This is a genomic window from Undibacterium sp. Dicai25W (assembly GCF_049340505.1).
Classification (GTDB): Bacteria; Pseudomonadota; Gammaproteobacteria; order Burkholderiales; family Burkholderiaceae_D; genus Undibacterium; species Undibacterium jejuense.
This window is the reverse complement of the sequence record NZ_JBMPOQ010000004.1, coordinates 71454-83725: the sequence shown is the minus strand read 5'-3', so window position 1 is coordinate 83725 and position 12272 is coordinate 71454. Positions and strand designations below refer to the sequence as shown.

General features: G+C 45.6%; 12 protein-coding genes. 9 read left to right on the top strand and 3 right to left on the bottom strand.

Features of this window, described 5'->3' with window-relative positions:
* Nucleotide 1: 1 nt before the first annotated feature.
* The gene (locus tag ACO0KY_RS06575) at nt 2-1312 is read left to right on the top strand and encodes a homoserine dehydrogenase (protein WP_423044943.1); all 1311 of its coding nucleotides are present in this window, start codon (nt 2-4) and stop codon (nt 1310-1312) included.
* 204 nt (nt 1313-1516) lie between these two features.
* Entirely contained in the window at nt 1517-2758 is a 1242-nt protein-coding gene (locus ACO0KY_RS06570; RefSeq protein WP_423044942.1) for an MFS transporter, read from the top strand.
* Between the two features lie 22 nt (nt 2759-2780).
* Here ACO0KY_RS06570 and ACO0KY_RS06565 read toward each other — a convergent pair whose 3' ends face one another.
* From ACO0KY_RS06565 to ACO0KY_RS06555, 3 genes are all read right to left on the bottom strand, one after another.
* A complete protein-coding gene (locus ACO0KY_RS06565) occupies nt 2781-3524 on the bottom strand; it encodes an NRDE family protein (protein ID WP_423044941.1) in 744 nt (247 codons plus the stop codon).
* Nucleotides 3515-3802 (bottom strand): DUF4936 family protein, encoded by a 288-nt coding sequence (locus ACO0KY_RS06560; RefSeq protein ID WP_186912174.1) that lies wholly within the window; start codon nt 3800-3802, stop codon nt 3515-3517. Before ACO0KY_RS06560 ends, ACO0KY_RS06565 begins: the two co-directional genes overlap by 10 nt.
* 103 nt (nt 3803-3905) lie before the next feature.
* Nucleotides 3906-4943: a YgfZ/GcvT domain-containing protein gene (locus ACO0KY_RS06555; RefSeq protein WP_423044940.1), complete on the bottom strand. Its 1038-nt coding sequence runs from the start codon at nt 4941-4943 to the stop codon at nt 3906-3908.
* 369 nt (nt 4944-5312) lie between these two features.
* On the opposite strand from ACO0KY_RS06555, the gene mltG reads away from it, so the two are divergent.
* From mltG to ACO0KY_RS06520, 7 genes are all read left to right on the top strand, one after another.
* Nucleotides 5313-6299 (top strand): endolytic transglycosylase MltG, encoded by a 987-nt coding sequence (mltG, locus tag ACO0KY_RS06550; RefSeq protein WP_423044939.1) that lies wholly within the window; start codon nt 5313-5315, stop codon nt 6297-6299.
* 15 nt (nt 6300-6314) lie between these two features.
* Entirely contained in the window at nt 6315-6962 is a 648-nt protein-coding gene (gene tmk, locus ACO0KY_RS06545) for a dTMP kinase (protein WP_186912171.1), read from the top strand.
* Nucleotides 6959-7993, top strand: a complete 1035-nt coding sequence (gene holB / locus ACO0KY_RS06540; RefSeq protein WP_423044938.1) for a DNA polymerase III subunit delta' — start codon at nt 6959-6961, stop codon at nt 7991-7993. The genes tmk and holB overlap by 4 nt, the downstream gene beginning before the upstream one ends.
* Before the next feature lie 18 nt (nt 7994-8011).
* The gene (locus ACO0KY_RS06535) at nt 8012-8392 is read left to right on the top strand and encodes a PilZ domain-containing protein (protein WP_186912169.1); all 381 of its coding nucleotides are present in this window, start codon (nt 8012-8014) and stop codon (nt 8390-8392) included.
* A gap of 6 nt (nt 8393-8398) precedes the next feature.
* A complete protein-coding gene (locus ACO0KY_RS06530; RefSeq protein ID WP_423044937.1) occupies nt 8399-8902 on the top strand; it encodes a GNAT family N-acetyltransferase in 504 nt (167 codons plus the stop codon).
* Nucleotides 8903-9085: 183 nt separating this feature from the next.
* Nucleotides 9086-10012, top strand: a complete 927-nt coding sequence (locus tag ACO0KY_RS06525; RefSeq protein WP_423044936.1) for a 23S rRNA (adenine(2030)-N(6))-methyltransferase RlmJ — start codon at nt 9086-9088, stop codon at nt 10010-10012.
* 400 nt (nt 10013-10412) lie between these two features.
* Nucleotides 10413-12065 carry a 3-(methylthio)propionyl-CoA ligase gene (locus tag ACO0KY_RS06520; protein WP_423044935.1) on the top strand — a complete coding sequence of 551 codons (1653 nt, stop codon included), beginning with the start codon at nt 10413-10415 and terminating at the stop codon, nt 12063-12065.
* Nucleotides 12066-12272: the final 207 nt, after the last annotated feature.

Sequence of the window (12272 nt, the reverse complement as noted above, 5' to 3'; positions counted from 1 at the left end):
TATGAAACCCATCAAAGTAGGTCTGCTAGGCATAGGTACCGTCGGTACCGGCACATTCCATGTATTGAAGCGAAATCAAGAAGAAATTATTCGCCGCGCCGGACGTCCGATTGAAATTATTATGGTAGCAGCCCGCAACGTTGAACGCGCTCGCGCGATAGTCGGTGATGCGGTTGAGGTAGTGAATGATCCAGCTTTGGTCGTCAATCATCCGGATATTGATATCGTCGTTGAAGTCATTGGCGGCTGCGGTATTGCTAAAGATTTGGTACTGCAAGCGATTGCCAATGGTAAGCACGTTATCACTGCCAATAAAGCACTGCTTGCCATTCACGGTAACGAAATCTTCTCAGCCGCTCATCAAAAGGGCGTGATGGTCGCATTTGAGGCTGCTGTCGCTGGTGGTATTCCTATCATCAAGGCGCTGCGCGAAGGGCTGACTGCCAATCGTATTGAATGGATCGCTGGCATCATCAATGGCACCACTAACTTTATCCTGTCAGAGATGCGCGATAAAGGCCTGGATTTTGATACCGTGTTAAAACAAGCGCAGGCATTGGGTTACGCTGAGGCGGATCCGACTTTTGATATTGAGGGTATCGACGCTGGACATAAGGCAAGTATTATGGCTTCGATTGCATTTGGCGTGCCTATGCAGTTTGATGCTACGCATGTTGAAGGTATCTCAAACTTACAAGCGGTTGATATCCGTTATGCGGAAGAATTGGGCTACCGCATTAAACTGCTAGGTATTACTAAGCGCACGGTCGATGGTATTGAGCTGCGTACGCATCCAACTTTGATTCCTGCAAAACGTTTGATTGCCAATGTCGAAGGTGCGATGAATGCCGTTCTGGTACAAGGCGATGCTGTCGGTGCGACGTTGTATTCTGGTAAAGGCGCAGGTTCTGAACCAACAGCTTCCGCAGTGATTGCCGATCTGGTCGATATAACGCGGCTGGCAACGGCTGATCCTGAACACAGAGTTCCCCACATGGCTTTCCAACCGGGTTCTATCAGCAATCTGCCAATTTTGCCGATGTCAGAAATCGTGACTAGCTATTACTTGCGCATGCATGTAGAGGACCGCCCTGGAGTACTAGCGGACGTAACTCGCATCCTGGCGGACCTGAGTATTTCAATCGACGCAATGCTGCAAAAAGAACCTGGTGATGGCGAAACACGCACGGATATCATTATCCTAACGCATCAGACCAAAGAGAAAAATATCGTTGCAGCGATACAGAAGATTGAACAGTTGTCGACGGTGTTTGGACAGGTGACTAAGTTGCGATTGGAAGAGCTTAGTTAGCGGTTAAAGCCGCAGTGCCTATGCGGTAGATTTTCTCAAAAATCGTTTAGCGACAAAAAAAGCGTGTTCATGAAATAATGAACGCGCTTTTTTTATTCAACGTTTGTTTATTCAACAAAAAATAATCTCCAATTATTTACCCCTTCATTTAATTTTTATTTTTTTGTGCAATGTATATGAGGGCTTCTCAGAAAGCACTGACCAATGATGACTTTGCCGTTTTCACGACTATTAGCCTATGGTTTGCTTGCCTATCCTTTGGCTTTTATTGCCTTGCCGATTTATGTGTATGTCCCGCAGTTTTATGCGGAACGTTTTGGCGTTTCTTTAAGTGCGGTTGGAACAGCGCTGTTAATTTCGCGTATTGCTGACGCTTTTTTTGATCCGTATATCGGTTCGCTGATTGATAAGCGGTCACAAGGACAGGGCTATGGACGCTATATTTTGTATGCGATTCCACTTTTATTGATCGGCTTCTTTGCCTTATTTCACCCACCAGAAGAGCAGGGGGCGGCAATATTTAGTTGGTTTTTTGTTTCTTTAATAGTCGTCTACGCTGGATTTAGCCTTGCTAGTATTGCTTATCAGGCCTGGGGTGCGGCTTTGACACAGTTGCCCGGCGAGCGTATGCGTTTGAGTGCGGTGCGTGAATGCTGCGGTTTGCTCGGCGTTCTGAGTGTTGCTGTGCTTGGGCAGCTAGTTAGTTTCACCTGGCTATCTTTGTTGCTAGGTCTGAGCTTGTTGATAGGCGCGGCTAGTTTGTTCAGATGGATACCTGCTGTTGTACATCGTCAGGATGTGGTGAGCGCATCATTGAGCTGGCGTGTGATGTTCAAAAATTCCGATTTTCGTAATTTGTTTAGCGTTTTTGTCCTCAATGGTATCGCTGCTGCCATACCCGCGACACTATTTTTGTTTTATACCAAAGATCAGTTACATCTTGCTGAGCAGTCTGGCTATCTTCTGCTGATTTATTTCATTTCGGCGGCGATTTCTATGCCTTTTTGGAGCGCGTTTGCTAAACGAACACATGAACGAGATGCATGGTTGTTGTCGATGCTGATTACCATAGGGAGTTTTATCTGGGCATATAACCTGTCCTCATACGATCTAATCCCATTCGCGGTGATTTGCGTCTTTACTGGTTTTTCTTTGGGGGCTGATTTGGCGTTGCCCCCCGCTTTGTTGGCTGCGGTAATTCATAGAGCAGGGCACAGCGAACGCTATGAGGGAAGCTATTTTGGAGCCTGGAGTTGGGCGAATAAAATGAATCTGGCATTAGCGGCAGGTTTGGCTTTGCCCCTTTTGCAGGTATTGGGTTATGAGCCCGGAACTACTTCACCCGAGGGACTGCACGCTTTATCTTCTGCTTATGCAATCTTGCCATGCGCATTGAAGTGCCTCGCCGCCTTGCGCTTATGGCGATCGGCAATCAGATCGTTTTAATTGTAGAAACGAAGAGCTTCAACTAACGCAGAATTTTCTCATGAAATTCTGCCGGGTGATGAGCGTGAATTTTCACCAGTGTAGAAACGCGGGTGCCATAACCATCTGAGACGATACACGGCGACGAGAGCAGTCGCTCCATTTCAAATGAAATTCCCGTGTCTGGTAAGCGACAATCGGGTGCTTGGGTCGTATTGGCCAGCATTTCAAAGAACGCGTCTTCAGGTGCGAGCTGGCAAATCAGGCTGGCAAATTCTGCTTTGGTACGAACTACCTTATGCCAGCATGTATCCAAGGCCGCGTTGGAGATGCCGTAAATGCCAGGCGGTAATGGTACGCCATTTTTTGGGTTGTCGAGATGTCGATTGGAAAACCAGATCAAATCATTCTGATCGCCAACTAAAAGATTAAATCCATTGTAGTCGTCGACTTTGCCTTGAAGGCGTGCAATATATTCCTGTGCTGATAAATCAGAGCGCAGAAAATTGGATACTAATTCTCCTCGCGAAGGGGCATCATCGCGTTTTTCTGATGGTGCACGTATATTCGTTATTGCTGCAAATTTTTTCGCTGGATTGCCATCTTGGTCGCTTTGAATCCCTAGCCACGTGCCACCGGATTGCAGGTCGCGGCCGGCAAAAATCTGCGGCGCATCTGACCACCATTCTGCAGGACTTGCGGGTCGGTCATAGAACTCGTCACGATTAGCCGCCACGACCAATGGGCTGCAAGGGAGTAATTTCCAGGCAAAAACAATCAGGCACATACATCTACATTCAAAAAAAATTCTACATGGCGTTCACTGTACTGCAAATTGGGCAAATCTGTTTGCATCAGAGCTAATTTCAGATCTTGCTCAAATGTATCAGATATGTCCTCATAAACCTCCATCCACGTATGTAAGCCATTCGTGGTATCCGGCCTTCTTTCTAAACGCGGCATATAGTTAAAACGCTGACGCAAAATTTCATTTAACTTGCGTTCTTCAATGATAATTGCAGCCTCGTGCTCTATTTTTGCTTTGAAATAGACGTAACAATTCATGTGCTTAACTTCATCGTGAAGATTGTGGCGTTGGATAAATTCAGGATGCGAATAGCATCACAAAAATTCCGTGCCAACGGCACGGTTGAAAATAATCGACTGATTAGCGTGTAATGTCTGTTATTTCGTAGGGCAAGGGTAACAATTTGACGACAGGACCATCAGGGCTGCCGTAATGTATGCCTCCTTGTTCCTGATCCGCTAATGTCATCTCGACCAAGGCAAGACTGCGATGTGCATCAATGCTGGCAATATTGACGACTAGGCCGCACGATTGTTCTGAATCTGTTTCATTGAACACTTCAGTGCCTTCTGTTAACTCTGAACTGGCAATTTCTGCCAGCGCCATGCGACGTTTCAGTTTGCCGAGATATTGACTACGCGCGACGATTTCCTGGCCTGGGTAGCATCCTTTTCTGAAATTGACACCACCAATCAATTCGAAATTGATCATTTGAGGTACAAATTTTTCTTGTGTGCGCGCTGTAATGTGTGGAACGCCCGCTTCAATTTCCGCCAGATACCAATCGTCGGTATTGGTGACTTGTAAAAGAGATTTTAATTCCAGCCAAATCCCTGAGGCGAGCGCAATTGGGCATATCCATTCGTAACGAGGATTTTGACCGTCATTGTGAAAACGTATCAATGTGCCAAACTGATTGCTGATTTTCGTATTAGGCAGTGCTGGTAAAGTCGGGAAGTATTTGTGCAAACTTGCGTTAGCTTGCGCACCACCAATCCCGAAGCAAATCGACTGATCGCTGACATCTGCCAGTTTCGCTTTCGCACGAAGGATGAACATGGTCAGGCGCCTTTGAATCGCTGGTTGCAATTCTTTTGGTAATTGCAATGTAATACCGTCTTCCGTCTTCCAGTAAAGCAGGCTTGCCAGCATCCGGCCTTTTGCCGTGCAATAGGCTGCGCGTCGCACTATTTCTGTGTTCAGATGTTCAAAGTCATTGCTTAATTGATTATGTAAAAAGCTCGCTGCATCGTCTCCTGTCGCGAGTATGAGGCCTGAATCGGCCACAATCGTGATGTATCCACTAGCAAACGTTGGCGTGTTCCAGATCGATGTCAATCCAGTGATTTTGCCGTTAATCAGCTCAATCTGTTGTTCGGTAAAAAAATTTTGCGACATAAATGCAGTACTTTCGAATTAACTTAAGACCAACAAGACAATAATTACTTACGGCCATAATAAGAATGTGCACTTTTTCGTAAGTGCTTTAACTTAATCATGTGTTGGCTTTACAATAGCGCTCGCGCCAGGATAGGTGAATTATAGTAGCCCGCCGAAAAGTTAGCTGAAGCCAGCTTCTTTTGTTTTTAAATATATCATTTAGTGAGTATGTTTCGTTGCTTTTAGTTTATTTTCAAAAAATTAAACGTGGACAGTTGATCCCGTCAGCGCGAAAGAAGATGCTTAAATATGCAATATTTAGTACGCAGCTCGTAAAAAATTAACGTGCATATCGATAATTAACGACAACCCTCCTCAATACGCTCTATGAGTCTGATTAAAAATCTTTTTATTTTGCTGGTGTTGTTGCTTGCGGCTATGGTTAGTGGTTTGATCTACTGGTCAGGTCAGGCCTTAGATACAGATGGCAAAACCGTAGAATTTACAATCAAAGCCGGTAGCGGTGTGCGTAGCGCATCAAGACAAATACAGGAAGCTGGCGTTCCGGTCCCTGCCATTTTTTTTGAGTTGTTAGCTCGTGCGAGTGGTAAAGCAAGCAAACTTAAGGCCGGTTCGTATGAATTGGATCCAGGAAAAACACCGCTGCAACTGCTCGATAAAATCGTCAATGGAGAGTTTTCACAGGGCGCAGTAGCGGTGATCGAAGGCTGGACTTTTGCGCAAATGCGAAAAGCGATTGATGCAAGTCCAGACTTAAAGCATGACACCAAATCGTGGTCTGACCGTGATCTGATGAAAAAACTCAACGCCGACTATGCGCTTCCCGAAGGCTTATTTTTTCCTGATACCTATTTATTTGCAAAAGGTACCAGCGATCTTCAGGTATATCAACAAGCATACGCGGCACAATCGAAGCACCTCGATGATGCATGGGAAGCACGTTCCGCTGGATTGCCTTATAAAAATAAATATGAAGCTTTGATCATGGCTTCCATTATAGAAAAAGAAACCGGGCAAAAGTCGGAACGTTGTATGATTTCCGCAGTATTTGCTAATCGCCTGAAAAGCGGCATGTTGTTACAAACTGATCCCACCGTGATTTACGGTATGGGTGAGCGCTATCAAGGAAAAATTTACAAAAAAGATTTATTGACCGATACACCTTATAACACTTACACACGAGCTGGCTTGCCACCGACGCCAATTGCTTTGCCTGGACTGGCTTCCTTAACTGCTGCTTTAAATCCAGCACAAAGTGAAGCGCTATATTTTGTCGCACGTGGTGATGGCACTAGTGTATTTTCGGATAATCTGAGTGAGCATAATCGGGCAGTAAACAAGTATCAACGCTAAAAATAGAATGCAAGAATGAAACCTACCGCAAAATTTATCAGCTTTGAAGGCATTGACGGTGCTGGAAAATCGACTCATATTGCCTACGTCGCTGAACGTTTGCAACAAGCCCTGGCAGTGCATGATGTGAAGGTGTTCAGTTCTCGTGAACCGGGTGGCACACCTCTAGGCGAAACCCTACGCGAAGTTTTACTGCAACAAAAAATGCATCTGGAAACAGAAGCTTTATTGATGTTTGCCGTGCGCCGTGAACATATTGCGCAATTGATAGAGCCCGCATTGTCCCGCGGCGATTGGGTGATTTCTGATCGTTTTACCGATGCTAGTTTTGCTTATCAAGGCGGTGGTCGACATTTGTCCCTTGATAAACTCAACGCGTTGGAGCAATGGGTGCATCCGCATTTGCAGCCCGATTTAACCTTGTTGTTTGATGTGCCGTTGGATGTGGCGCGTGCTCGTTTGGATGCGACGCGTCAGTTGGATAAATTTGAGCAAGAAAAGGCTGATTTCTTTGCAGATACCCGCAATGAGTATTTGCGCCGTGCGGCAGAATTTCCTGACCGCTTTCGTATTATTGATTCGACGCAAACGATAGCTGAGATTCGCCAGCAGCTAGATGTGCTGATCGATGTTCTGTTAGCTTCTTCCATGAAGGTCGCATGAGTAACCCGTTATTTACCTGGCAAAATCAGGCATGGGATTATTTCCAGTCCTTGCGCGCACGTATGCCGCATGCTTTTTTGCTGTATGGACCGCAGGGTATAGGTAAGACCTTGTTCGCTGAGCACATGGCGCAGTCTTTATTGTGTGATCATCCTGATACTGACGGCCATGCTTGCCAAACATGCGGGTCTTGCGGCTGGTTTAGCCAGTATAGCCATCCAGATTACAGACGGGTTCGTCCCGAGTTAATGGATGAAGAAGAAGCATCATCAAACGAAGCTGAATCCGAAACGACGAGTAAGACTACCAAGACGAGTAAAACACCCTCAAAAGAAATCGTCATTAATCAGATACGAGGTCTGTCTGATTTTATGAATATTTCCACTCACAGGCAAGGCAAGCGCGTCATCGTTTTGTATCCTGCAGAGGCGTTGAATATTCCCGCTGCGAATGCATTATTGAAATCGTTGGAAGAACCAAGTACCGATACTGTATTTATTCTTGTTTCCAATAGTTTGGATAAGTTGCTACCGACAATACTGTCTCGTTGCCATAAATTTGCCTTGGGCATGCCCGAGCGTGGGGAGGCGCTGGCGTGGATGCAAGCGCAAGGCGCAAAAGATGCAGATATGTGGCTGGCACAGCAAGGTGGAGCACCACTTGCTGCGCTGGAGATGTCGCAATCTGATAATCGTGCAGAGTTAGATGAGTTTTTGCGGCAACTGAGCAAACCAGGTGCAGACAATAGTCTCAAATTGGCTGATAAAATGCAAAAAATGGAGATGCCAATCACGATTGCCTGGATGCAGCGTTGGCTTTACGATATATTTTCTTTTAAACAAAGTGGCAGAATCCGGTATTATCCTCGCTATGAAAGAGAATTAAAGGCCTTGGCAGCAAGGATTGATACGGATTCTTTATTGAAAATCATCAAGAATACAAATGAACGCCAGGCAATTGCTAGTCATCCTTTGTCAGCCAAGTTATTTTTAGAAGATATGTTGCTGGAGTATTCTGCACTCTTCGCTTAAACCCCGCGGAAGCACAAAATGTCCGATTTATCATCAGATTCAGGTATCCCTAATGCTCCCAATCGCCCATCGGTGTTATCGCTGGCGATTAAAGAAAAAGCTGCTTTGTTTGCCGCGTACATGCCCTTCCTGAAAAATGGTGGGATTTTCGTGCCAACCAACAAGAATTACAGAATTGGTGAAGAAATTTACCTTATTCTGACTTTGCTGGATGATCCAGCCAAGTACCCGATTGCTGGTAAGGTCGCTTGGATTACGCCGGCAGGTGCTGGTAATAACAAGTCACAAGGTATCGGTGTTCACTTTCCGGATGACGAAAGTGGTAAACGTATACGCTTGCGTGTTGAAGATGCCCTTGGCGGTGCTTTGCGTTCCAGTCGGGCCACACATACCATTTAATGCATGATGTCTGAAGAATTTGCTTACCGGATCGCCAGATTCGAGGATTTACCCGCAATTGTTGCAATCTATAACTCCACGATTGCATCGCGGCAGGTGACTGCTGATACTGAACCTGTGTCTGTCGAATCCCGGCACACCTGGTTTTATGAACATACGCCAGACCGACGTCCGCTCTGGGTGAGCGAGCGAGATGGTAAAATCGCCGGGTGGCTTTCTTTTTCCAATTTTTATGGTCGTCCAGCGTATGCAGGAACGGCTGAGTTATCGATCTATTTGCATGAGGATGCGCGTGGCCAGGGATTAGGGCGACGCTTTCTGACGCAGGCGATAGCTCATGCGCCCACAATAGGTGTGCATACTTTATTAGGCTTTATTTTTGGCCACAACACTCCCAGTCTTAAATTGTTTGAAACATTTGGCTTCGGCACATGGGCAAATATGCCTCGTGTTGCAACGCTGGATGGTATTGAACGAGATTTAATTATTCTTGGAAAACGCGTCGATTGACTTCATTTTTAACAATAAAAATAAGGAGAACTCTCGCCAATACGCAGCTCCGCAGCTAGATTTTTTTATGTCTTTTAGCTTTCTTTGCTGCAATTTTGTTTGAGTTCTTAAAAATCTTAGTCGTTATTATCACGGCAACTCGCAGCAGCAAGTTGCCTTTCATTTTTTTATAGGAATTTCATCATGCTCAGCTATCGCCATGGGTTTCATGCTGGCAATCATGCCGACGTGCTCAAACACTTTGTGTTGATCCAACTACTTCAATATATGAATCAGAAGGATGCAGCGTATACCTATGTGGATACGCATTCAGGTGCAGGCTTGTATGCCCTCGACAGCGGGTATGCAAGCAAAAACGCGGAATTTGAAACCGGTATTGCCCCGCTATGGGATAAAAAAGATTTGCCACCTGCTTTGGCTGACTATATGGATTTAGTGAAAGCCTTAAATCCTAGTGGCAAGATGCGGTATTACCCGGGTTCACCTTACTGCGCCGACAAAGTCATGCGTGAGCAGGATCGCTTACGTTTATTTGAATTGCATCCGAGTGAAATCAAAATTCTGAGTGAAAATTTCAGAAAACTCGATGCGCACGCTGCAGAGCAGGGCCGTCGTCCAACGGTGCGCGGTAAACGCGTCATTATTTCTGACGGTGATGGATTTGAGTGTTTGAAAGCTTTATTGCCACCACCATCTCGCCGCGGTTTGGTGTTAATTGATCCGCCATATGAAGTCAAAGATGACTATCGCCGCGTCAAGGTAGCACTTGAAGACGCATTAAAGCGTTTCCCTTCGGGCACCTATGCAATCTGGTATCCATCCTTAAATCGTCAGGAATCCCGTCAATTGCCGGATAAATTAAAACGCCTGCCAAGCAAGGATTGGTTAAACGTTACTTTATCCATCAGTGGCCCTACGCCAGATGGTTTTGGCTTGCATAGTAGTGGCATGTTCATTTTGAATCCACCATGGACCTTGATGGCGACTTTGAAAGAAGTCATGCCATATCTGGTTGCGGCTTTAGGAACAGATAAGGAGGCGAATTTTGTATTGGAGTCTGGGGCACCAGTCACCGGCGCTGGCACCAATTTGCGGCCGAAACGCACTTAAAATTCAGATAAAGGCGTGAAGTCATCTTTGCGTTAAGAAAGGCGAGGTAGAGCGATACGATATCGTTTTATTCTCGCCTTTTTACCTTTTATTAAACTGAATGTGACATTTTTGAGCACTTTTTGAGACGCTTTTTTGCGCGTTGCAATATCGTTATGATCATTGTTTGAATGAGGTAATTGCAGTATGTGGCGTGTTTTATAGTTGGAAATGCTGCTGCGCGGCAAAAATAGTGATTGACGAATTAGAACGGTCGTACAAAAATCGGTAAGTCGTTCTGACTTATACCATGGCTGATATGGCTTTTGCAGTGGGTGCGCTGTGAGAACGGTTTGAATGATGGCGGAACGTGATAAAAAGACGAGTGAAAGACCAGCAGCATTTTTTTTGAGGAGCGCAAATGTCAGTGCATGCAATGAGTCCGGTATTGGGTCAGATGATGAACAAACCTATGCTGATCTCCAGCATTATCGAACATGCAGATCGATACTTTGGAAAAAATGAGATTGTATCGCGGCGAGTGGAAGGGGACATACACCGCTACAACTACACGCAATGTCACCAGCGTACAAAAAAGTTGGCTAATGCACTAAAAAAATTACAAGTACATCTCGGCGATCGCATCGCAACTTTGGCCTGGAATGGCTACCGTCACCTGGAAATTTATTATGCCGTCTCTGGCTCTGGGGCGGTTTTGCATACCGTGAATCCACGTCTGCATCCAGAACAAATTTCTTACATCGTCAATCATGCAGAAGATCAGTATCTATTTTTTGATTTGACTTTTTTACCCATTATTCACGCCATCGCACCGCTTTGTCCAAACGTCAAAGCATTTGTCATGATGTGTGATCGCGATCGTATGCCAACGGATGGCAAAATCGCGAATCTCTTGTGCTATGAAGACTTGATTAATGACAATAATGATGATTTTGTCTGGCCGATGTTTGATGAAAATTCTGCATCCAGTCTTTGTTATACCTCTGGAACAACGGGGCACCCAAAAGGCGCTTTGTACTCGCACCGATCAACGATCTTGCATTCTTATGCCTCGGCGTTGCCAGATGGCCTTAACGTATCAGCGCGTGATTCAATTTTGCCAGTGGTGCCAATGTTCCATGTTAACGCATGGGGATTGCCTTATTCCGGGCCACTCACCGGCGCTAAGCTTGTTTTCCCCGGGCCACATCTCGATGGTAAATCGCTCTACGAATTATTCGAGCAAGAGCAGGTGACTTTTTCAGCAGGTGTTCCAACCGTGTGGTTGGGCTTGTTGACCTATGTCGGTCAAAATGATTTGAAATTTTCTAGTTTCAAACGGACCGTTATTGGCGGCTCTGCTTGCCCGCCAGCCATGATGAAAACTTTGCGCCACACTTATGGCGTGGAAGTTGTGCATGCTTGGGGAATGACCGAAATGTCGCCGCTGGGGACCGCATGTACTTTACTCTCCCGACACAGTGATCTGAGTGAAGAGGAAAAAGAAGTAATATTGGCAAAGCAAGGGCACGTCCTTTATGGCGTAGATATGAAAATCGTCGACGACGCCGGTAAAGAATTGCCTTGGGATGGAAAGACTTACGGCAATTTGCTCGTCAAGGGGCCGTGGATTATTTCTTCTTATTTTAAAGGCGAGGGCGGAAATGTATTGCAAGACGGATGGTTTCCGACTGGGGATGTCGCTACCATCGACGTTGATGGTTATATGCAAATCACAGATAGAAGCAAAGACGTGATCAAATCCGGGGGCGAATGGATCGGTACAATTGATCTGGAGAATGTGGCCGTTTCACATCCTGCCGTATTGCAGGCGGCGTGTATTGGTGTGTTTCACCCAAAATGGGACGAGAGGCCTTTGTTATTGGTCGTCAAAAAATCTGGTGCCGAACTGACGAAAGAAACTTTACTTGAATTTTTTGAGGGACGTGTCGCGAAATGGTGGACACCTGACGATGTGGTGTTCATCGACGCTTTGCCTATGGGGGCGACAGGGAAGATTTTAAAAAATAAACTCAGGGAACAATTTAAAGATCATCGATTGCCCACGGCATAAGGTTGAAAGGCGTTGCTGCAAGAAAATTACATTTTTTTCAGCAACGCCTGTTTTTTTGTATGTTTGTATGTTCAGTTTCAGGAGTGTAGCGAATAGAAGATCGTAGATGTCAGTAGTACAGCAGGGTGAATATCGTTTTCCACAATACCATCATTGGAGAGAAACAAATGGCCTTCCCACTTCGTGTTTCAATTGTTGCAGTTGCAT